Raw genomic sequence first — 21,098 nt, 5'->3', positions numbered from 1 at the left:
TGCGTACGCTGTCCCGCGTGGACGTGCAGATGCGGGCTTCGGACGACGACCGGCAACGGGTGGTCGACGATCTGCAACGGCACACCGCCGAGGGTCGGCTGACCCTGGACGAGTTCACCGAACGGCTCGGTGTCGTCTACTCCGCCCGTACGCTGGGCGATCTGGCCGAGGTCACCCGCGACCTGCCCACGGCACCGGCCCCGGCGGACGCCGCCGACCACGGCCGGCGTGACCTGCTGGTCGTCGTCGCGGTCGCGGTGGCGACGCTGATCCTGTTGTATGTCCTGATGGCGGTCACCCGCTGATCGGCGGCAGCACCTTGAACATCACCCTGGTGTCCTCCAGCGTGCCCCGCGTCGAGAGCGCGTAGCCGGGAATCACGCCGGCCGCCCGGTAGCCGATCGCCTGGTAGAGCCGCTCTCCGGCGGAGTCGGTCACCGTGTCGAGCACCAGCAGACTGCGCCCGTGCTCCAGGGCGACCCGCTCGACCTCGGCCATCAGCGCCCGGCCGAGCCCGGACCGGCGGGCGGCCGGATGCACCAGGACCTTGCCGACATCGGCGCGGTGGCGGCCGTTGGCCGGCATCGCGAGCATGACCTGCGCGGTGCCGGTGATCCGCCCGTCCTGCCGGGCCACGAGCAGCACCCGCCCGCCGGACACCAGCGACCCGCGTACGTCCCGCCAGTAGCGGCGCGCGTCGGCGACGCCGAACGGCGGCACGAACCCGACGCTCGCCCCACCATCGACGCAGGCGTGCAGTACGTCACCGAGTTCGGCGACCGCGCCTTCGTCCAGCGCGTCCGAGTCCAGCCGCTCGACCCGTGTCCGCCCGGCCGACTCGTTGCCGGTCGCCCCGGTCACGGCAACACCAGCGTGAGTACGTAGCGCGCCGGTGTCGGGCCGGGGCAGTCGAACCGGGACGGGCCCCGGAGCCGGAACCGCAGGCTGTCGCCGGGTTCGAGATCGTGGGTGTCGCCCTGCACGGTGAGCCGCAACCTGCCCTGTAGCAGCCAGAGGTGTTGTTCCAGGCCGGGCACCGGCGGCTCGTCGTAGGCGATGGCGGCGCCGGCCGGCAGGGTCCCCTCGATCACCTCGGCCCGCAGGCCGGCGTGCGGCGGTGACACCGAACGCCGCCGGAAGCCGGTGGTCGGGTCGGTCCAGACCGGTTGGTCAGCCGTGCTCGCCCCGCAACCCGGCCAACCGGGCGGCGAGCCGGGCATCGGCGGGGCTGAGTTGCGCGTCGACCTCGGTCGGCTCTCCCATATCCGGGAAGATATCCCGTAACTGAGACGCATGCCAAGACCCCGACGCCCGGCGGTGGCGATGATCCCTTCGCCGCCCGGAGAGCACGATGCCCCGTGCCCGGACAGCAACAACGCCCGCTCCCGGAGGCCGGGGCAGGCGCTGTTCGCTCAGGATCTGACTACTGCGGCTGGCGGGTTGCCGTCTCGGAGACGAACGCACGCCACGCGTCGGGAGCGAAGGTCAGGGTGCCACCGTCACGGTCCTTGGTATCCCGGACGAAAACACGACCGGGCAGATTGTCCGCAACCTCGACACAGTTACCGGCACCGTCGCCGGACCGGGTCGACTTCCGCCAATGTGGAGTGTTGGTCATGGGGTCACCTTCAGCTTCGTGATGAGTTCCAACGAGGCTTGCTCGGAGAGAGCCGCTCCGAGCAGGCTATCCCACTTGCGCTTGACGAGACTGATCAGATCCGGGTCGTCGACCACCTGACCCCGCGCGACGTTTTCCAGGTAAACAACGTGGTCGTGGTCGGGCAGGTCGGCCAGCATGAACCCGCCGGTAAGCCCGACGTGCTCGCCGTGGTCGTCGGGAATGACGTGGATCCGGACGTGTCGCAGTCCGGCCAGCTCCAACAGGTGTGCGAGTTGGGCGTCGCGGACCGCGCGACCGCCGACCAGGCGAGTCAGCGCGCTCTGGTCCAGGACGAAGAGACAGAACGGCGGATCCTCGCGGAACAGCATTTTCTGCCGCTCCATCCGCAGCGCGACCAGCTTTTCCACCTCGGCTTCGGGCTGCAACCCGCCGGCCGAGATGATCGCTCGGGCGTAGTCCTCGGTCTGGAGCATGCCCGGAATCAGGCACGGCTCGAACGCGCGCAGGCCGACGGCGTGCTCCTCGAAGCCACGCCACGCGGCGAACCAGTTTTCCGTCCGTTCCCGGTTCACCAGCTCCAGCATCTCGGCCAGCAGACCGCCGGTGTCCAACGCCTTGTCCGCCGCGATGGCGAATTCCATCGTCGGTCGGCGGCGCCCGGTCTCGATCGCGGCGATGGTCGACGTGCTCCAGGGGATCAACGCCGCCAGCCCCTCCTGGGAGACGCCGGCACTCGATCGAGCAGCCTTCAGTGCCCGGATCCACATATCGATGTTCATTTACTTACTCCGTCTGTAAGTACGTGAGATGACGTGGGCGGTACATCGAAGAATCCTGCCCTGGATCGGGGGGATAGTCCAGAGTGTATTCAGCGGAACCGCTCGGATCCATCGGCAAATGGAACCCGGACGGGCGGAACTGCGGAGCCGCCCCGGCTCCCGATTCGCCGCACCCGGGGCGGCTCCTTCCAACGTGCCCAAAAGGAGATTCCCGATGCTGGACGAGAAGGACGAAGCCATGACGACAACAAATGCGAACACGTCGGCAGACGCTCCCCCGCACGAGATGACAACCGACCCACCGCCGGCCCCGACCACCCCGCAGACGTCCGACCAACCAGAAACCGGGGTACGCAGCCACGCCTGCCACCGTGCCAGCGGAGCCGTTTGCGGTCGGTGTCTCCGGCCGGGTACGGCGTGACTCGTCCGGATCGGCGTGACCACCGCCGGCCGTACCCGGATGCGGCCCCACCTGCTGATGCGACCTCCGCGATCACCGCAGCGGACGGCACGACAAGCATGATCTATCTGCTCTGACAAAGTGCGCACGAGAGGACGCGGCCGGGTGGACGAAGACGACGACCTGATTGCGGCACATCGCAACAACGACGCATGGCAGTGCGCGGACTGCCGGGACCCTTGGCCGTGCCCGACGTTCCGGCGCCGGCTGCGAATCCTCTATCAGCGCGAGCCCGGAAAATTGCGCACCTTCATGATGCACTTCCGCGACCGGGCCGCACCCGAACTGAGCGAACTCGACCCGGCGCAACTCGACACCCGATTCCTCGGCTGGATATCCGGTCCACCGCCCGGCAGCCGACTGAGGTCGATCTGATTCCCGCCGAACAAACCAACGCGACAATCGCCTACATCAAAGATGGCGTACGCACACAATCTCTGATGTACGTCCCGATCAAATCACCATCGCGTTTTCGAACGCCCCGAACTCAGACACAGCTCCAGCGGAAGGCCGCCGGCGTACCCCGGCCGCCGTGCTCCAGGACGCTGCCGATCTGCTGGCCGTTGTCGCTGATCAAGACCTTGATCGCGGTTGGTCGGCTCCGGTCGAAGCCCTCGGCCAACGGCAGCACCAGGGTCCGTTCGTCAGTTGCCAGCGCCTGGGCGAATCCGCCGCTGGCGTCGATCACGTACCCGCCCACCCAGCCGTAGCGGTTGACCGAGGTCACGAACTTCAGCGACAGCGGCCGGACATCACCGGTACGCAGGTTCCACCGAGCCGTCACCGTGCCGTCCGACGGACTCCGGTACGAGCCGATCACCCAACCGTTGCGGATCGACTGGATCGCGACCTCCGGCCCGTAGCCGGGCGGCGCGGCCAGTTCGCGGACCGTGCCATCCGGTGCCCACACCAGGCCACGCGCGCCCACGTTCAACAAATCCGCGGACTGGTTACCGAAGATCGTCACGGGCTTCGCCGTGCTCGTGCCGACCGCCGTGCCGTCGTCGTCGATTCCCACGACGGACACGATGGACGCGCCCGGCGGGTTGGCCAGGGCACGGACATCGTCGACGCTGCTCGCCGGCCAGATCACCGGCCGCGTGCCGTACGTCCTGGCAAATTTGCCCGCCGGGATGTCACTCGGATGAGGGGACGGGGCCACCGTGCCGCCCTGGATCGTGCCGAGAACGTCGCCGCGCTCGTTGATCCCCACCACGGCAACGGGAACCCCGCCGCCCGTGGGCAGTTGCGTGAACTGGTCGTCCCGGTAGACCCAAGCGGTGGTCCGCTTGGTCTCCCTGAGGTAACCGTCACCGGCGACGTCACCGCGGGCGTTGACCACCAGGTGGGCCGGTTGGTAGATCGGCACCTTGAGCGTTGTGAGCTGGCCCCGGTCCCAGCGGACCACGTACGACTGGCCAAGCTTGTCGGTTGCCATGCCGACCAGGTAACGGCCGGACGGGTCGCCGCCGAGCACCTCACTGCTGACCGCCGGGCCCGGCAGCGGCAACTGGTGCGGCGTGCAGACCGCCGGCTGCAACGGCGGTTCCTCCGGCTGGGCGGCACCGCCGGTGACCACCGGCCGCTCCTGCCCGCTCCGGTTCGCCACGTCGACCACCACCGGTACGACGGCAACCGCCCCCACCGTCACCAGCACGGTCGCCGCGACCCCGGCCAACCGTCGACGCCGGGCCCGACGCCGGCCGGTACGAACCAGCGCGCCGATATCCACCCGCGACGGCGGCGGTACGTCGTCGGCCAGCATCCCCAACAGCGAACGGGCCGACTCGTCGTCATACTCGCGCAACTACTCGCCCCCCTTTCACACCGCGAGGGTCCCAGGCCGCCAGCGTCTCCGCGCCCAGCAGCCGCCGCAGCGCCGCCAACCCGTGCGAGGTCTGACTCTTCACCGTGCCGGGCGAGCAGCCGAGCAACTCGGCCACCTCGTCGACCGGCAGATCGCAGAGGAACCGGAGGACGAGCACCGCCCGCTGGCGCTTCGGCACCCGGCTCAGCGCGTCCCGCAGCACCGCCCGGTCCTCCACCCCCGGCCCCTCCGGCGTGATCCGCTCCGGCACCGAGTCGGTCAGGTCGACCCGGGACGACCAGGCCAGCCGCTTCTCGCTCAGGAACGTCCGCACCAGCATGGTCCGCACATACGCGTCCGGATACTCCACCGCGCGGACCCGCCGCCACTGTACGTAGAGGGTGGTGAAGGTCTGCTGGACGAGATCGTCGGCCCGGTGGGCATCGCCACAGAGCAGGTACGCGATCCGCTGCATCCGGGCGAGCCGGGCGGTGACGAATTCGACGTACTCCCGTTCCAGCTCTGCCTGCACTCCGTGATCCCTCCCGTGGACTCCGCAGAGTCAAGTCGATCGGGGTCACGAACGGTTGTATCGGAGTTCGCGGGAGCGACACGCGTCACACCGGGTTCACCAACGCGGGTACGAAACGGACATCGGCCCGGCTTGCCACGGTGGGAGACCATGTGTGGCGGCGTACGAGGGTGGGAGGCTGTCATGTCCAGGTACCTGGCCATCGTGGTGATCGGAATCGGCCTCGGTCTCGGCATCGGCGCCGCGACCGACGGCGCGGCCGACGCGTACGCCTGGGTGTTTCTGCTCGTGGGTCTGGCCCTGCTCCTCCTCCGGCCCGGTAGGCGGCCGACCTCGCTCGTCACCCCGGACGGGGACGCACCCGTGGGCGCGCGGCGCGGGTCTGATCCCCGGCCGACGCTGGCCGGTCTCGGCACCCGGGTGGAGCAGGTCCTGAGACTGGCCGAGGAGCAGGCCGAGAACCACCGCGCCGGGGCCAGGCAGGAGGCGGAGCAGATCCTGCGGGCCGCCCGGCTCGAAGCCGACGGGATCCGCCAGGAGGGCGGTTCAGCCGAGGGTCACCGGTAGGGCGGTCAGCCCGCGCAGCAGCAGCCCCGGCCGCCAGGCGACCTCCTCGACCGGCACCGCCAGACGCATCGCCGGGTAGCGGCGGGACAGGGCGTGGAACGCGATCTGCCCCTCCAGCCGGGCCAGCGGGGCACCGAGGCAGTAGTGGATGCCGTGTCCGAAGGACAGGTTCGTGGTCGCCGGCCGATCCAGGTCGAGCCGGTCCGGTTCGGCGAACCGTTCCCCGTCCCGGTTCGCCGACAGGAGCGAGACCAGCACGAACGCGCCCTCCGGGATGGTCACCCCACCGATCTCCGTCTCCTTCAGGGCGGTACGGAAGGTGGCGCTCTGCACCGGACCCTCGTAGCGCAGCAGTTCCTCGACGGCGTTCGGGATCAGCTCCGGTTCGGCCACTATCCGGGCCCACCGCTGCTGGTCGGCGAGCAGCAGCAGGCTGCCGTTGCCGATCAGGTTGACCGTGGTCTCGTGGCCGGCGATCAGGAAGAGGTAGACCATCGAGATCAGCTCGTCGTCGTCGAGCCGGTCGTCGTTGTCGTCACGAACCGCGATCAGCGCGGAGAGCAGGTCGTCGGCCGGCTGCCGGCGCTTGGCGACCAGCAGCTCCCGGATGTATCCGACGATCGCCACCAGCGCGGGCGGCAGCCCGGCCGGGTTCACCGGCCCGGTGACGATCGCGTCGGTCCACCGGCGGAAGTCGTCCTGGTCCTGCGCCGGTACGCCGAGCAGCTCGCAGAGCACCTGGATCGGCAGCGGGAAGGCGAAGTGGTCGATCAGGTCGAGTTGGCCGCTCGCCGGCATCCGGTCGAGCAACTGCTCGGCCAGCTCCTCGATCCGGGGCCGGAGCGCGGCCATCCGCCGGGCGGTGAACGCGCCGGAGACGAGCCGTCGGATCCGGGTGTGGTCGGGCGGGTTGATGGCGAGCATGTGCCGGCCCACGGCCCGCGCCACGTCCGGCGGCACCATGCCCCGGTAGGAGAATCCGCCGGCCGAGGTGGTCTTGCCGAGGTTCGGGTCACCGAGCGCCCGCTGTGCGTCGGCGTACCGGGTGACCAGCCAGGCGGTGGCGCCGGTCGGCAGGGCCAACTCGACCACCGGGCTGTCCCGACGCAGCGTGGCCAGCACCTCGTGCAGGTCGGCCTTGGCGGACTCGAACGGATTGATCGCGGCGCTCGTCGTCATCTCTCGCTCCCCGTGTCCCGGGCACGGTTCCGCGACCGGAAAATTCATCCTCGCCGCAGTCGTCCGGATTGTCGAGACACCGCCGGGCAGTCGTCCGGATTGTCGAGACACCGCCGGACGTCGGGCCCCGGACGGCCGTCGGGCCCGTCCCGGTGGTGACACCCGGACGGGCCCGACGGTTCTGCCGAGGAGGGTGGCCGGGGCGGTCGGCCCCGACCCGGTGGGTCAGTGGGTGCCGACGTCGGCCAGCTCCCGCTTGCGGTCCTTGGATGCCTTGAGCAGGCTGGCGATGGTCGCGATGATCAGCGAACCGAGGATGACGGTGAGGGAGAGCCAGATCGGGATGTGCGGGGCCCAACCGACGTGCTCGCCGCCGTTGATGAACGGCAGGCTGTTGTCGGCCAGCGCCTCCAGCACCAGCTTGACCCCGATGAAGCCGAGCACCACCGCGAGGCCGATGTTGAGGTAGACCAGCCGGTCGAGCAGCCCGCCGAGCAGGAAGTAGAGCTGCCGCAGCCCCATCAGCGCGAACACGTTCGCGGTGAACACCAGGTACGGCTCCTTGGTCACGCCGAAGATCGCCGGGATGGAGTCGAGCGCGAAGATCAGGTCGGTGGTGCCGATCGCGATCAGGACCAGCAGCATCGGGGTGAACAGGCGCTTGCCGGTCTCGCTCAGCACGGTCAGCCTGGTGCCGTTGAACGAGTTCGACAGCGGCAGGTGGTTCTGGCTCCACCGGACCAGCGCGTTCTCCTTCACGTCCGCCGCGTCCATCTCGCCCTGCCGGACGAAGCTGATCGCGGTGTACACGAGGAAGGCGCCGAAGATGTAGAAGACCCAGGAGAACTGCGACACCAGCGCGGACCCGGCGGCGATGAAGCCACCGCGCATCACCAGCGCGAGCACGATGCCGACCAGCAGTACGGTCTGCTGGTACTGCCGGGGTACGGCGAACCGTCCCATGATCACGACGAAGACGAAGAGGTTGTCGATCGAGAGGCTGTACTCGGTCAGCCAGCCGATGTAGAACTCACCGGCGAACCTTCCGCCGGAGGTGGCCCACACCCCCAGCCCGAACAGCAGGGCGAGTACGACGTAGAAGCCGACCCAGAGGCTCGACTCCTTGATGCTCGGCTCGTGTGGTCGCCGACCGATGATCAACAGGTCGAGCAGCAGCACACCGACCAACACGACGAGCGTGATGATCCAGGTGAGGGCGGAAACATCCATCAAGAACCTCCGGCAGACACGGGGCATCGCCGGCCGATCTGGACCCTGGAAGGGGGCAGACTGGATGGCGATGCGGACTCTGGTGACTGTCGGAGGTCTTTTCCGCCACCGAGCCGCGGGAGTTTAGCCCCTTGGGGTGACCGATGGCGCCGGGTTTCCTCCCGGCTGGGCCGGATGTCCACCGTGCTGACGACACCACCGTCGGGGAATACTCCCCTCCTTGCATCTATTGTTGCCCATCAGCCGCCCCCCGCGTCAAGATTCCGTCCGCCCGACGCCGGTGCACGCACCCCGTACGGGCCGACCCGGACCTCGGGCGACAGCCAGCTACAGCATACCTGACCAGGCAAAACGTCGACACCTGGCGGGGTGCGGTGGGCGGGTGCCTCAGCGGTCGACCTGAGCGAAATCCCACACGTGCGGCGGACGGGCGACCAACCGGGCCGGCGGCTCGGGCAGGCTCAGCGGATTCCCCCGCCACTTCGAGATGACCACCAGCCGGTTGTCGGTGGAGGAGAAGACCTCGCTGGACATGTGCAGCGGGTGATGGTCGAACTCCGGCAGCGCCGTCTCCGTCACCCACAGGATCAACTCGGCGAATCCGGCCGGCTCCGCGCGTGCCTCCCACATCCGCGCGATCACGTCCGCCATCTCCGTTCCCTCTTTCCTCGCATCACACGCTCACCACGGTCAGCGGCATGGCCGAATCGGCGGGCAGATCCAGCCGGCTCGGCGCGACCCCCGCCGCCACCAGGTGCGAACCGAGCGCCGCCACCATCGCGCCGTTGTCCGTACAGAGTTTGGGACGGGGGACGCGCACGGTGATGCCGTACTTCGCGGCGCGTTGCTCGGCCAGCACCCGCAGCCGCGAATTCGCCGCCACCCCACCGCCGATGACCAGTGTGTCGATGCCCCGGCTGCGGCAGGCGTCGATCGCCTTCGCGGTCAGCACGTCGCAGACCGCCTCCTGGAACGACGCGGCCACGTCGGCGACCGGCACCGGCTCACCGGCCCGCTGCCGGGCCTCCACCCAGCGGGCCACCGCCGTCTTCAACCCGGAAAAGGAAAAGTCGAACCGGTGCGCGGCCAGATCCTTCGGGGCGGTCAACCCGCGCGGGAAACCGATCGCGGCGGCGTCGCCGGCCCGCGCCTCCCGGTCGATCGGCGGCCCACCGGGAAACGGCAGGCCGAGCAGCCGGGCCACCTTGTCGAACGCCTCACCGGCCGCGTCGTCGATCGTCGCACCGAGCGGCGTCACCCCGGTCGCCAGGTTGTCCACCACCAGCAACGACGAGTGCCCGCCGGAGACCAGCAGGGCGATCGCCGGCTCCGGCAGCGGGCCGTGCTCCAGGGTGTCCACCGCGACATGGGCGGCGAGGTGGTTCACCCCGTACACCGGTTTGTCGGCGGCGACCGCGTAGCCCTTGGCCGCGGCGACCCCGACCAGCAGGGCACCGGCCAGACCCGGACCGGCGGTGACCGCTATCGCGTCGATGTCGGCCAGCGTCACGCCCGCGTCGTCCAGCGCCCGCTGCATGGTCGGCACCATCGCTTCGAGATGCGCCCGGCTGGCCACCTCCGGCACCACCCCGCCGAACCGGGCGTGCTCCTCGACACTGGACGCCAGCGCGTCCGCGAGCAGGGTGTGCCCGCGTACGATGCCGACCCCGGTCTCGTCGCAGGAGGTTTCGATCCCCAGGATCAGCGGCTCGTCAGCCATCTCGCATCATCACCAGCGCGTCGGTGTTGCTCGGTTGGTAGTAGCCCCGGCGGATCCCCACCGGCTCGAAGTCGTACGCCGCATAGAGCCGCTGGGCGGCCGGGTTGTCCACCGCCACCTCCAGCAGGATCTTGCGTACGTCACGTCGGGCCGCCTCGGCGAGCAGCGCCTCCAGCAGGGCCCGGCCGATGCCGCCGCGCTGCGCGTCCCGACGAACGGCGATGTTCTGCACCCACGCCTCGTCCGGCGTCACCGCCAGCCCGGCGTACCCGACCAGCGGCCCGGCGTCGTCCAGCGCCACCAGGTAGTGATGGCCGCTGGCCAGCTCGTTCCAGAACATGCCCGGTGACCACTGCTCGGCGCCGAACAGGTCGGCCTCGATCGACAGCACGTCGGAGATGTGCCACCAGCGGAACCGGGTCAGCCTCACGGCAGCACCGACTTGTGGCCGGTGGCCGCGACCGCGTCCGGCCGGCGCAGGTAGAGCGGGACCAGTCGTTCACCGGGTGCGGCGGCACGGACCCGGTCGGCGGCCAGCTCGGCCAGCGCGTACCCGGACGGGAAGGTCGGTTCGGGCGGCACCGGCAGGCCGAGAATGTCGGCGTACCGTTGGGCGCCCTCGCCCACCGCGACCGTGACACCCAGCTCGGCCAGCCGGCCGGCGACCACGGCGGGGGCGTCGACGGCCGGACCGGCCACCCGCACGCCCGCCTCGTCGAAGGCCGCCCAGTAGATCTCCCGGCGGCGGGCGTCGGTGGCGACCAGCACCCGCCGGCCGGTGCCGGCGTCCCGGCCGAGCGCGTCGAGGGAACCGACACCGTAGGTCGGGATCGACAGCACCTGGCCCATCGTGGCCGCGGTGACCAGGCCGACCCGCAGGCCGGTGAACGGACCCGGCCCGAGGCCGGCGACCAGCGCGGTCAGGTCGGCCGGACGGGCGCCGGCCTCGGCCAGCACCGCCTCGATCGCCGGGGCGAGCAGCTCACCATGCGCCCGCGCGTCCACCGTACGGCGTTCGGCCCGCAGCACGACCCGATCGGCCGTCACCTCCGCGAGCGCCGCGGTCACCGCCGGGGTCGATGAATCCAGCACGAGTACGAGCACCCCAGAACCCTAGCCGGCGGGCGACTACCACCCGTCACGACCCGGCCGGCATGAGACCCGACGCATCCGGTTGTGCGGCGGGCGATCCGGTGGGTGGATCGCCCGCCCAGCCCGGACGGGTCAGCCGGCGGTCCGCTCCCAGTCGACAGTGGGCAGGCCGGCGTCGGCGAGAGCCTTGTTGGCGGCGCTGAACGGCCGGCTGCCGAGGAAACCACGCGGGTTCATCGGGCTGGGGTGGCCCGCCTCCAGCACCACGTGCGCCGGGTTGGTGACCAGCTCCCGCTTCTTGCGCGCGTAGCCACCCCAGAGCAGGAAGACCACCCGCTCGGAGCGGGCGTCCAGGGCCCGGATGGTGGCGTCGGTGAACTCCTCCCAGCCCCTGTTCGCGTGCGAGCCCGGCGTGGCCTGGCGCACGGTCAGCACCGCGTTGAGCAGCAGCACACCCTGGGCCGCCCAGCCGGACAGGTTGCCGCCGCGCGGGGCCGGCACGCTCAGGTCCTCGGCCAGCTCCTTGAAGACGTTGCGCAGCGACGGCGGCACCGCCACCCCGTCGCGCACGCTGAAGCTCAGCCCGTGGGCCTGACCCGCCTTGTGGTACGGGTCCTGCCCCAGAATCAGCACCCGACAGTCCTTCGGCGCACACAGCCGGTACGCCGAGAACAGGTCATCGACCGGCGGGAACACGGTCTGGGTGGCGTACTCGGCGGTGACGAATTCGGCCAGCTCGGCGGTGCGGGCCGGGTCGAGGTGCGGCTCCAGCACCGTGCGCCACTCCGACGGCAGCAGGGCGGGCAGGTCGATGGTCATCGGTCACCTTTCGGGGGATGGTCGAACGCTCGCCCGCGACTCTAGAAGCCCGGTACGACAAGCCGTACCCGGTGGTGGGGAACGGCGGCTAGAGGGTCGACAGGCGCTCGGCCCAGTCGCCGCCGACCGGGACCAGCTCGATCCGGCGGGAGTCGTCGTCGCGCCGGTCGATCCGGACCCGCAGGTGGGCGTCGACCAGTTGCTCGACCAGGCCCTCGCCCCACTCGACCACGGTGACGGCGTCGTCCACCGACGCGTCCAGGTCCAGGTCGTCGATCTCGGCCCGCGGGTCGACCGCCGCACCGAGCCGGTACGCGTCCGCGTGCACCAGCGCCGGCCGGTTCACCCGCCGCCGGCCGACGCTGGCCGGGTCCGGCCGGTGCACCCGGGCGATCACGAAGGTCGGCGAGGTGACGGCGCCGAGCACCCCGAGGCCGTCGCCGATCCCCTGGGTCAGCGCGGTCTTGCCGGCGCCCAGCGGGCCGGTGAGCACCAGCAGGTCACCGGCGCGCAGCAGCGCCGCCAACCGGCGCCCGAAGGCCCTGGTGTCATCCACAGTGGAAAGATCGACGACCGGGTTGGCTTCGGCTGAGTCGTTCGGGTCGGCCGAGTTCACTGGATCGTTCGGGTCAGTCGCGTTCACCGGGTCAGCCGCGTTCATCGGGCCAGTCTGTCAAGGAAGCCCAGCAGGGCGGCGTTCACCTTGTCGGCGTGTTCGAGCATCACCACGTGGCCGCCGTCGGGGACCTTGATGTACTCGGCCTCGGGCAGGCGGCGCAGGATCTCCTCCGAGTGGGTCACCGGCGTGATCATGTCCTGGTCACCGACGATGACCAGGGTCGGAGTGTCCTTCAGCGCCATCAACGCCGGGTAGCGGGCGTGGGTGTAGAGGGTGCGCAGGTAGCGGGCGACGGTCTCGGTGGAGGTGCCGGCGTTCATCCGCTCCACGTACGAGACCAGGGACGGGCTCGGGTTCGGGGTGCCGAAGCCGTACCTGCGGGTGAGCAGCCAGGCCATGTTGGCCGACGCCTTCCGGGCCCGGTCGATCATGCCGCCGGTGAGTTTGGTGGCGTTGTTGACCAGCGGCAGCAACGGGGTGCCGATCCGCCCGATGATCGCCGGCAGACCGATCTTGGTCTCCTCCAGCAGCCCGCCCGAGGTGGCCATCAACACCGTGCCGACCACCCGGTCGTCGAACATCTCCGGATACCGCTCGGCGAACGCCATGATGGTCATACCGCCCATCGAGTGCCCGACCAGCACGAGCGGACCGTCCGGCACCAGTTGGTCGATCACCGACCGGAGCGTCTCACCGAGGGTCGGCAGCTCGTACTCGCCGGATTCCAGCTTGTCGGAGCGGCCGTGGCCGGGCTGGTCGTAGAAGAGCATCCGGTGCTGGCCGTGCGCGCCGACCGCGGTGCGCTGGAAGTGGAAAGTGCCCATGTCGAGGCAGAAGCCGTGCACGAAGACCACCGTCGGGCGGGCCGGGGCGTCCTGGTCGGTCACCTCGACCAACTCCACGTGGATGCCGGTGCCGTCGGCGGTCTCGACGGTGTACGCGCTGTCGTACGGCAACTCGCCGAAAGCCTCCTCCGCGTACGGGTCGTCCGGGACCGACTTGGCCCGCCGGACCACCGCCCGCTCGGCGGCCAGCCCGGCCGCCACCCCGGCCGCGGCCACACCGACCGCCGCGCCGAGGATTCCGGCCGCGCGCGTCAGCCCGGACCGGGGTACGCCCCGACCCACTCTGTTGCGGGTACCCGCTCGGCTCACCGGAACACCTCCGGGGTGACGGTCACCGGACCGGTCGGCACGGGTGCCCCGTCGTAGATCCGGGGTACCCGGACGCCACCGAACCGGGTGACGATCTCGTAGTTGATGGTGCCGGCCGCCTCGGCCCAGTCGTCGGCGGTGGGGCCACCGTCCGACCCGTCACCGAAGAGGGTCGCCACGTCCCCGGCGGTCACCGGGTCGTCGCCACAGTCCAGCACGAACTGGTCCATGCAGACCCGGCCGGCGATCCGGCGTACGCTCCCGGCGAGCTGGACCGGGCCGGTGTTGGAGGCGTGTCGGGGCACCCCGTCGGCGTAGCCGAGCGGCACCACGGCCAGCGTGGTCTCGCGCTCGGTGAGGTACGTGTGCCCGTACGACACGCCGGTGCCGGCCGGCACCCGCTTGGTCAGCATCACCCGGGCGCGGGCGGTCATCGCCGGCCGCAGCCCGTACCTCTCACCGGCGACCGGCGACAGGCCGTAGACGGAGACTCCGGGGCGGACCAGGTCGAAGTGCGTGTCGGGGCGGGTCAGCGTGGCGGCGGAGTTGGCCAGGTGCCGGTAGCGCGGCCGGATCCCGACCCGCTCGGCCAGGGTGAGCGCCTCGTGGAAGACGGCGAGTTGCCGGTCGATGGTCGGGTGGCCGGGTGCGTCGGCGTAGACGAAGTGGCTCCACACCCCGACGACCTCGACCAGCCCGTCGACCTGGGCCTTGGCGGCGGCCTCGACCAGGATCGGCCAGTCGTCGATGAACGCGCCACCCCGGGACAAACCGGTGTCGATCTTGAGGTGGACCCGGGTCGGTCGGCCGGCGAGCTGACCGGCGTTGACCATCTCGCCGAGCTGGTCCAGGCTCGCCGCGCTCAGGTCGACGTCGGCCGCCACCCCCTCGTACAGCGGCAGCCCCGGCGCGAGCAGCCAGGCCAGCACCGGTGCGGTGATCCCGGCCCGACGCAGGGTCAGCGCCTCGTCCAGGGTGCAGACACCGAGCCAGTCGGCACCGGCGTCCAGCGACGCGTACGCCGCCGGCAGCATGCCGTGGCCGTACCCGTCGCCCTTGACCACCGCCATCAGCTCGGCCGTCGTCCCGGCGCGCAGCCGGGCCACGTTTTCCCGGATCGCGTCAAGATCAACGCGCAACTCAGCCTGCCACATGAGGCCAGACTACTAACCGAGATCAGGATCGGGACCGGACAACCGGCCCGACCACATCCCCGAAACCCGTCCGGACCGGCGCCAACCCGGTCAGCGCGGCACCACGTCCCGCAACGCGGCCACCACATCGGGCGCGGTCACCGGGCCCCGCCGGGCCGCCTCCCGCCCGGCCAACCCGTGCAGGTACGCGGCCACGATCGCCGCCCGATCGGCCGGCAGACCCGAGGCGAGCAGCGACCCGAGCAGTCCCGCCAGCACGTCGCCGGTGCCACCGGTGGCCAGTGCCGACGTACCGGTCGGGTTGACCACCGCCCGCCCGTCCGGGGTCGCGATCACCGTACGGTCGCCCTTGAGCAGCACCACCGCGTCCATCCAGGCGGCCAGCCGCAACGCCGCGCCGACCCGATCCTCGCCCGGCGCCTCCCCGCAGAGCCGGGCGAACTCCCGGTCATGCGGTGTGATCACGATCGGCGCGTCCCGCTGCCGCAGCCGGTCCGCCATCGACCCGTCGACCAGCATGGTCAGCGCGTCCGCGTCCAGGATCGCCGGCACCGGCGCGGCCAGTACGCAGCGCAGCTCGGTGGCGGCTGCCGCGCCGGTGCCCAACCCCGAACCGCAGACCCACGCCTGCACCCGGCCCGCGTCGGTCACCCGCTCGGTGGCGATCACCGACGGATGCTGCCGGAGCACCTCGTCCCGCGCACCGCCGGCGTAGCGGACCAGGCCGGTCGGCCCGGCCAGCGCACCGCCGACGGAGAGCACCGCCGCGCCCGGATAGGTGGCCGAACCGGTCGCCACCCCGACCACGCCCCGGCTGTACTTCTCCGACTCGGGACCGGACCACGGCCACCAGTCGAGCACGTCGGCCCACTCGGTCACGTGCAGTGCCGGCGTCGCCCGCAGCCCCGGCCGCACCCCGATGTCGACCAGGTCCACCTGACCCGCGCGGGCCGCCGCCGGACCGACCACCAGCGCCGGCTTCAGCACCCCGAAGGCCACCGTCACGTCGGCGCTCACCGCGCTCGTACCGTCGTTGCTCGGCGGCACGTGCCCGGTGTCGACGTCGACCCCACTCGGTACGTCCACCGCCACCACCACCGCCCGCTGCCCGCCCCGCCCGCGCAACCCGCCCAACCGGCCGACCAACCGTGCCGCCGGCTCCCGCAGGCCACCGCTGGACCCGATCCCGACGATCCCGTCCAGCACCAGGTCCGCCCAGTCCGGTAGATCCTCGACGGTACGACCGCCGGCCGCCCGCAACTCGGCGAGCCCACCCGGATGCGCCCGCTCGGGGTTCAGCAGCAACGCGTGCACCGCCGCACCGCGCCCGGCCAGCCGGGCACCGGCGTACAGGGCGTCCCCGCCGTTGTCACCGGAGCCGACCAGGAGCAGCACCGACGCGCCGTACACCCCGCCGCGCTCTTCGAGCAGCAACGCGCAGCGGCGGGCCAGACCGGCTGCCGCCCGCTGCATCAGCGTGCCCGGCGGCAGGCTCGCCATCACCGTGTCCTCCGCCGCCCGGACGTCCGCCACCCGCCAGGCCGGCTTCACCGCGCCACCCGCCGCGCCGTCCGCACTCGTCCGCCCATCCCCGCGCCCCCTCGGATCCCGTCGACGCCATCACCGTCCGGCCGGCTCACCGCTGCGCCACCGCCCGCGCCCGGCTGGCCCGCCGCTCCGCGCCACTCCGCGCCCTCGGTCGGCTCACCGTTCCGCCACCACCATGGCGGATGCGATGCCGCCGTCGTGGGACAACGAGAGGTGCCAGCGGTTGACGCCGCGCTCGGCGGCGACGGCGGCGACCGTACCGGAGACGGTCAACCAGGGCCGGCCGTCCGGGTCCGCGACCACCTCGCAGTCGTGCCAGCGCAGGCCGGCGGGCGCACCGAGCGCCTTCGCCACCGCCTCCTTCGCCGCGAACCGGGCGGCGAGCGACTCGGGCGAACGGGGATTGCCGGAGCCGGTGAAGCGCTCCGCCTCGGTGAACAACCGATCGGCCAACAACGGGGTACGTGTCAGGGCACGGGTGAACCGGTCGACGAGCACCACGTCGATGCCGACTGCGACGATCACGTACCCACCCTAACCGGCTTCGGGGGCGCGCAGATTAGCTCCCGGCCTGTTGTCGTACAACCCCTGTGGACAACCGGCGGACAGCGCACGGGCGCGGTTGTCCACAGGGCTTCCGAACGGCCGCCACGGCGTCCTAGCGTCGACGACGTCGACATCGGTCGGGAGGCGGCATGCAGGACGATCTCATCTCGGTGCGGACCGGGACGCTACGCGGGGCGGCGGACCAACTCGCCGCCACCGGCTACCGGCTCGGCCACGGACTGTCCGACGCGACCGGACTGGCCGACGCGACCGGGCCCGCCGGCCGGACCGGCCTGCTGGTGCCGGCTCCCGGCTGGGCCGCCACGACCGCGCTGGGCGCGCTCGAATCGGCGGTGCACGACTGGCTCGGCGACGTCGGGGCCCGGACGGCGGCCACCGCCGACGGGCTGCGGGCCGCCGCCGACGGCTACGACAGCGCCGACGACCGGGCCGCGACCCGGCTCGACGCGGGCCGGTGACCAGCATGATCGGGTACGCCCAACTCTGGTCGGCCGACCCGGCGGCCTGGCGTACGGCCGGTTCCGCCTGGCGCGGTCTGCTCGGCCTGGCCGACCGGCGCACCGCCGAGCTGACCGGCACCGCCGCGACGCTGCGGGCCGACTGGTCCGGCCCGGCCGGGCGGGCGGCCGACGGACGGCTGCACGGGCTCGCCGCCGAAGTGACCGCGAGCCGACCGGTGTTCATCGAGGTCGAGCAGATCCTCAGCGGCTACGCGACGCAGCTCGCCCGAGCCAAGGCGATGCTGGACGCCACCGTCGGGATGGCCGCCGCCGGGGGCGTACGGGTCGACCGGCGCGGTGTCGTCTCGGCCGACCCGGACGTGATCCGGCCGGACCCGCTCAGCACGGGAAACCAGCCGGACCCGCGTACGGCGGCGGCCGTGGCGGACGTCGCCGACGGGATCCGGGCGGCGCTGGAGCTGGCCACAATCGCCGACCTGGAGGCGGCTCGACAGCTGGCCGACCTGGCCGCCGACGCGGGCGGCGGCTGGGCCGGCCCGCCGCCGACCGGCCCACCGCCGCCGGGCACCGACCCGGCGCTGGTCGGCCGCTGGTGGGCCGGGCTCACCCGGGCCCAACGGCGCTGGCTGGTGGGGCACGAGCCGCACCGGATCGGCCGGCTGGACGGTGTGCCGGTGCGGGACCGGGACCAGGCCAACCGGCTGCTGCTCGACCGGCAGCGGACCGCCCTGCTGGTCCAGCGCGGCGCCCTGCTGACCGGCCGGATCACCCCGACCGTGCCGGCCGAAGTGGCCCGGATCGACCGCACCCTCGCCGGGCTCGACGTGATCCGCGACCGGCTGTCCGTCGACACCGGCCCCCGCGCCTACCTGCTCGGCCTGGATCCGGCCGGGGACGGGCGGGCGATCGTCGCGATCGGCGACCCGGACCGGGCGGAGAACGTCCTGACGTACGTGCCGGGAATGACCTCCGACCTGCCCACCGTCGGCGGCGAACTGGGCCGGGCCGAGACGATGGCCGCCCGCGCCGCCGCGCTGGACCCGACCGAGCGGACGTCGGTCGTGCTCTGGCTCGACTACGACGCCCCGGACTTCCTCGACGAGGCGGCCGCCACCGGTCGGGCCCGGGACGCCGGGCCGGCACTGCACGGCTTCCAGGAAGGACTGCGCGCCACCCACGAGGGCCCGCCGGCCCGACAGACCGTGCTCGGCCACAGCTATGGGTCGCTGGTGGTCGGGTCGACCGCCCGCGACCACGGGCTCGCCGCCGACCAGGTGGTCTTCCTCGGCTCACCCGGCGTCGGCGTCGACCGGGCCGCCGATCTCGACCTGCCGGCGGGCCGGGTCTGGGCCAGCGCCGCCGACAACGACGTGATCCGGTACGCGGCGGCGCCGGACGAGCTGGTCAGGCGGCTGGTGCTCAGTACGGCGCTGCCGGGGGTCGGTCCGCTGGTGGCGTTCGGCCGGCCCGCCGACGACCTGCGCTTCGGCGCCGACCCGAGCGGTCCGGCCTTCGGTGGCCAGGTGTTCCCGGGGCGGTCCGACGGCCACACAGGCTACTGGGACGCCGGCAATCCGGCCCTGGACGCGGTAGCCCGGATCACGCTCGACGGCCGGGCCGGGTGATCGCGCCCGCCCGTTGACCGTGCGGAGTGGTGACCGCCCGGACCGGCCCGGTGTTCGCGACTGGCACGAACTGCCGGGCCGGGCCGGGACGGCTCACTCGACGGTGACCGACTTGGCCAGGTTGCGCGGCTGGTCGACGTCGTGTCCCCGGGCGGCGGCGATCTCGCAGGCGAGCACCTGCAACGGAACCGTGGTGACCAGCGGGGCCAGCAGGGTCGGCGTACGCGGCACCGTGATCAGGTGGTCGGCGTACGGCAGGACCGCCGTGTCGCCCTCCTCGGCGATCACGATGGTCCGGGCGCCACGGGCCCGTACCTCCTGGATGTTCGACACGATCTTGTCGTGCAGCATGCCCCGACCGGCCGGGGACGGCACCACGCAGACCACCGGGGTGCCCTGGTCGATCAGCGCGATCGGGCCGTGCTTGAGTTCACCGGCGGCGAAGCCCTCGGCGTGCATGTACGCCAGCTCCTTGAGCTTCAGCGCACCCTCCAGCGCCACCGGGTAACCGACGTGCCGGCCGATGAACAGTACGGTCGGCGCGGACTTCAGGTCCCGAGCCAGCTCGCGTACGGGCTCGATGTCGGCCAGCAGGTCACGCAGCTTGCCCGGCATTTCCTGGAGCTGGGCCACCACGGCACCGACCTCGTCGGCGTACTTGACCCCGCGCACCTGGGCCAGGTGCAGCCCGATCAGATAGCAGGCCACCAGTTGGGTCAGGAACGCCTTGGTGGAGGCGACCGCGATCTCCGGACCACTGTGGGTGTAGAGCACCGCGTCGGACTCGCGCGGGATGGTGGAACCGTTGGTGTTGCAGATCGCCAGCACCCGGGCCTTCTGCTCCTTGGCGTGCCGCAGGGCCATCAGGGTGTCCATCGTCTCGCCCGACTGCGAGATCGCGACCACCAGCGTGGACCGGTCGAGCACCGGGTCGCGGTAGCGGAACTCGCTGGCCAGCTCGACCTCGCAGGGGATCCGGGTCCAGTGCTCGATCGCGTACTTCGCCACCAGCCCGGAGTGGTACGCCGTACCGCAGGCCACGATGAAGATCTTGTCGACGTCACGCAGGTCCTGGTCGGACAGGCGCACCTCGTCGAGCATGATCTCGCCGCTGTCGGTCAACCGGCCGAGCAGGGTGTCGGCGACCGCCTGCGGCTGCTCGGCGATCTCCTTGAGCATGAAGTAGTCGTAGCCGCCCTTCTCGGCGGCCGAGGCGTCCCAGTCGATGTGGAAGTCCTTGCCGACGCCCGGCGTACCGTCGAAGTTGGTGATCTCGATGCCGTCGGCGGTGATCAGAACGACCTGGTCCTGGCCCAGCTCGACCGCCTCGCGGGTGTGCTCGATGAACGCGGAGACGTCGCTGGCCAGGTAGTTCTCCCCCTCGCCCCGGCCGACCACGAGCGGCGAGTTGCGGCGGGCGCCGACCACCGCGCCGGGCACCGCGGCGTCGACCGCGAGCAGGGTGAAGGCCCCCTCCAGCCGCTGGCTGACGCTGCGCATGGCGGTCGCGAGCAACTGCGGGCCGTCCGGCTCACCGGCCGCGCGCAGGTCGGCCAGGGCGGCGGCGAGCAGGTGGGCGGCGCACTCGGTGTCGGTGTCGCTGTCGAACTCGATCCCGTCGGCTTCGAGTTCGGCCCGGAGCTTGGCGAAGTTCTCGATGATGCCGTTGTGGATGACCGCGACCCGGCCGTCGCGGGACTGGTGCGGGTGGGCGTTGCGGTCGGTCGGCCCGCCGTGGGTGGCCCAGCGGGTGTGCCCGATGCCGGTGGTGCCGTCACCGATGCCGAGTTTCGGGGTGGGGCAGCCGTCCGGATCGGCACTGACCCGCTCGGCCAGCGACTTCTCCAGGTTGGCCAGCTTGCCGGCCTTCTTCTCGGTCAGCAGTTCGTCATCGCAGACGATCGCCACTCCCGCCGAGTCGTAGCCGCGGTATTCCAGGCGCCGCAACCCGTCCAACACGATGCTCAGCGCCGGCCGGGCGCCGGCGTAGCCCACGATTCCACACATAGCCCCGAGCCTAGTCGAACTTCGCTCAACACGGGTGCTCGAAAGGCCGGTTATCAAGCAGCCGACATGATCGATAGGTGAATTTCGGGAAGCAACGGGACGGGACCACCATTTCGCCACCGGACCATCCGACGAACACTCACGCAAAGCCAAGAAA

23 protein-coding genes and 1 pseudogene are annotated in these 21,098 nt (G+C 71.5%); 5 read left to right on the top strand and 19 right to left on the bottom strand.

Features of this window, described 5'->3' with window-relative positions; all coding sequences use genetic code 11:
* The first annotated feature begins 17 nt into the window (after positions 1 to 17).
* A complete protein-coding gene (locus OG792_RS03500) occupies positions 18 to 305 on the top strand; it encodes a DUF1707 SHOCT-like domain-containing protein (RefSeq protein WP_329107255.1) in 288 nt (95 codons plus the stop codon).
* On the opposite strand, the gene OG792_RS03495 is transcribed toward OG792_RS03500, so the two are convergent.
* The 4 genes from OG792_RS03495 to OG792_RS03480 form a co-directional block, all read right to left on the bottom strand.
* Positions 295 to 861, bottom strand: coding sequence for a GNAT family N-acetyltransferase (locus tag OG792_RS03495; protein ID WP_329107254.1), 567 nt, complete (start codon positions 859 to 861; stop codon positions 295 to 297). The genes OG792_RS03500 and OG792_RS03495 overlap by 11 nt on opposite strands.
* Entirely contained in the window at positions 858 to 1,124 is a 267-nt protein-coding gene (locus OG792_RS03490; RefSeq protein WP_329107252.1) for a cupin domain-containing protein, read from the bottom strand. The genes OG792_RS03495 and OG792_RS03490 overlap by 4 nt, the downstream gene beginning before the upstream one ends.
* 299 nt (positions 1,125 to 1,423) lie before the next feature.
* Entirely contained in the window at positions 1,424 to 1,618 is a 195-nt protein-coding gene (locus OG792_RS03485; RefSeq protein ID WP_329107250.1) for a DUF397 domain-containing protein, read from the bottom strand.
* A complete protein-coding gene (locus OG792_RS03480) occupies positions 1,615 to 2,400 on the bottom strand; it encodes a helix-turn-helix domain-containing protein (protein ID WP_329107249.1) in 786 nt (261 codons plus the stop codon). The genes OG792_RS03485 and OG792_RS03480 overlap by 4 nt, the downstream gene beginning before the upstream one ends.
* A 565-nt stretch (positions 2,401 to 2,965) precedes the next feature.
* Between OG792_RS03480 and OG792_RS03475 the strand changes: the two genes are divergently transcribed.
* Positions 2,966 to 3,235, top strand: coding sequence for a hypothetical protein (locus tag OG792_RS03475; RefSeq protein ID WP_329107247.1), 270 nt, complete (start codon positions 2,966 to 2,968; stop codon positions 3,233 to 3,235).
* A 112-nt stretch (positions 3,236 to 3,347) separates the two neighbouring features.
* On the opposite strand, the gene OG792_RS03470 is transcribed toward OG792_RS03475, so the two are convergent.
* Both OG792_RS03470 and OG792_RS03465 read right to left on the bottom strand, forming a co-directional pair.
* Positions 3,348 to 4,667 carry a hypothetical protein gene (locus OG792_RS03470; RefSeq protein WP_329107245.1) on the bottom strand — a complete coding sequence of 440 codons (1,320 nt, stop codon included), beginning with the start codon at positions 4,665 to 4,667 and terminating at the stop codon, positions 3,348 to 3,350.
* Positions 4,654 to 5,199 carry a SigE family RNA polymerase sigma factor gene (locus tag OG792_RS03465; RefSeq protein WP_329107244.1) on the bottom strand — a complete coding sequence of 182 codons (546 nt, stop codon included), beginning with the start codon at positions 5,197 to 5,199 and terminating at the stop codon, positions 4,654 to 4,656. The genes OG792_RS03470 and OG792_RS03465 overlap by 14 nt, the downstream gene beginning before the upstream one ends.
* Before the next feature lie 390 nt (positions 5,200 to 5,589).
* On the opposite strand from OG792_RS03465, the pseudogene OG792_RS03460 reads away from it, so the two are divergent.
* Positions 5,590 to 5,721: pseudogene (locus OG792_RS03460) on the top strand (cell division protein DivIVA); the annotation flags it as partial.
* Positions 5,722 to 5,745: 24 nt separating this feature from the next.
* On the opposite strand, the gene OG792_RS03455 reads toward OG792_RS03460, so the two are convergent.
* The 12 genes from OG792_RS03455 to OG792_RS03400 form a co-directional block, all read right to left on the bottom strand.
* Entirely contained in the window at positions 5,746 to 6,945 is a 1,200-nt protein-coding gene (locus OG792_RS03455) for a cytochrome P450 family protein (protein WP_329107242.1), read from the bottom strand.
* Between the two features lie 225 nt (positions 6,946 to 7,170).
* Positions 7,171 to 8,175: a TerC family protein gene (locus OG792_RS03450; protein ID WP_329107240.1), complete on the bottom strand. Its 1,005-nt coding sequence runs from the start codon at positions 8,173 to 8,175 to the stop codon at positions 7,171 to 7,173.
* A gap of 387 nt (positions 8,176 to 8,562) precedes the next feature.
* A complete protein-coding gene (locus OG792_RS03445) occupies positions 8,563 to 8,817 on the bottom strand; it encodes a hypothetical protein (protein WP_329111094.1) in 255 nt (84 codons plus the stop codon).
* Positions 8,818 to 8,848: 31 nt separating this feature from the next.
* A complete protein-coding gene (tsaD, locus tag OG792_RS03440) occupies positions 8,849 to 9,895 on the bottom strand; it encodes a tRNA (adenosine(37)-N6)-threonylcarbamoyltransferase complex transferase subunit TsaD (protein ID WP_329107238.1) in 1,047 nt (348 codons plus the stop codon).
* Entirely contained in the window at positions 9,888 to 10,325 is a 438-nt protein-coding gene (gene rimI / locus OG792_RS03435; protein ID WP_329107236.1) for a ribosomal protein S18-alanine N-acetyltransferase, read from the bottom strand. Before rimI ends, tsaD begins: the two co-directional genes overlap by 8 nt.
* Complete coding sequence (tsaB, locus tag OG792_RS03430; RefSeq protein ID WP_329107234.1) at positions 10,322 to 10,999, bottom strand: tRNA (adenosine(37)-N6)-threonylcarbamoyltransferase complex dimerization subunit type 1 TsaB; 678 nt, start codon at positions 10,997 to 10,999, stop codon at positions 10,322 to 10,324. Before tsaB ends, rimI begins: the two co-directional genes overlap by 4 nt.
* Positions 11,000 to 11,119: 120 nt before the next feature.
* Positions 11,120 to 11,806 (bottom strand): uracil-DNA glycosylase, encoded by a 687-nt coding sequence (ung, locus tag OG792_RS03425; RefSeq protein ID WP_329107233.1) that lies wholly within the window; start codon positions 11,804 to 11,806, stop codon positions 11,120 to 11,122.
* An 88-nt stretch (positions 11,807 to 11,894) separates the two neighbouring features.
* Positions 11,895 to 12,422: a tRNA (adenosine(37)-N6)-threonylcarbamoyltransferase complex ATPase subunit type 1 TsaE gene (gene tsaE / locus OG792_RS03420; protein WP_329111092.1), complete on the bottom strand. Its 528-nt coding sequence runs from the start codon at positions 12,420 to 12,422 to the stop codon at positions 11,895 to 11,897.
* A gap of 41 nt (positions 12,423 to 12,463) precedes the next feature.
* Positions 12,464 to 13,579 (bottom strand): alpha/beta fold hydrolase, encoded by a 1,116-nt coding sequence (locus OG792_RS03415; protein ID WP_329107231.1) that lies wholly within the window; start codon positions 13,577 to 13,579, stop codon positions 12,464 to 12,466.
* Positions 13,576 to 14,733 (bottom strand): alanine racemase, encoded by a 1,158-nt coding sequence (gene alr / locus OG792_RS03410; RefSeq protein ID WP_329107228.1) that lies wholly within the window; start codon positions 14,731 to 14,733, stop codon positions 13,576 to 13,578. Before alr ends, OG792_RS03415 begins: the two co-directional genes overlap by 4 nt.
* Before the next feature lie 90 nt (positions 14,734 to 14,823).
* A complete protein-coding gene (locus OG792_RS03405; protein WP_329107227.1) occupies positions 14,824 to 16,284 on the bottom strand; it encodes an NAD(P)H-hydrate dehydratase in 1,461 nt (486 codons plus the stop codon).
* Between the two features lie 153 nt (positions 16,285 to 16,437).
* On the bottom strand, positions 16,438 to 16,806 hold the full coding sequence (locus OG792_RS03400; RefSeq protein ID WP_329107225.1) for a holo-ACP synthase: 369 nt from the start codon (positions 16,804 to 16,806) through the stop codon (positions 16,438 to 16,440).
* Positions 16,807 to 16,976: 170 nt separating this feature from the next.
* Between OG792_RS03400 and OG792_RS03395 the strand changes: the two genes are divergently transcribed.
* Both OG792_RS03395 and OG792_RS03390 read left to right on the top strand, forming a co-directional pair.
* Positions 16,977 to 17,306: a hypothetical protein gene (locus OG792_RS03395; RefSeq protein ID WP_329107223.1), complete on the top strand. Its 330-nt coding sequence runs from the start codon at positions 16,977 to 16,979 to the stop codon at positions 17,304 to 17,306.
* A 5-nt stretch (positions 17,307 to 17,311) separates the two neighbouring features.
* A complete protein-coding gene (locus OG792_RS03390; RefSeq protein WP_329111090.1) occupies positions 17,312 to 18,934 on the top strand; it encodes an alpha/beta hydrolase in 1,623 nt (540 codons plus the stop codon).
* 93 nt (positions 18,935 to 19,027) lie between these two features.
* On the opposite strand, the gene glmS is transcribed toward OG792_RS03390, so the two are convergent.
* Positions 19,028 to 20,941: a glutamine--fructose-6-phosphate transaminase (isomerizing) gene (gene glmS / locus OG792_RS03385; RefSeq protein ID WP_329107221.1), complete on the bottom strand. Its 1,914-nt coding sequence runs from the start codon at positions 20,939 to 20,941 to the stop codon at positions 19,028 to 19,030.
* Positions 20,942 to 21,098: the final 157 nt, after the last annotated feature.

Source organism: Micromonospora sp. NBC_01699, assembly GCF_036250065.1.
Lineage (GTDB): Bacteria > Actinomycetota > Actinomycetes > Mycobacteriales > Micromonosporaceae > Micromonospora_G.
Note: the sequence above shows the minus strand (reverse complement) of the source record. Positions and strands in the feature narration are given on the sequence as shown.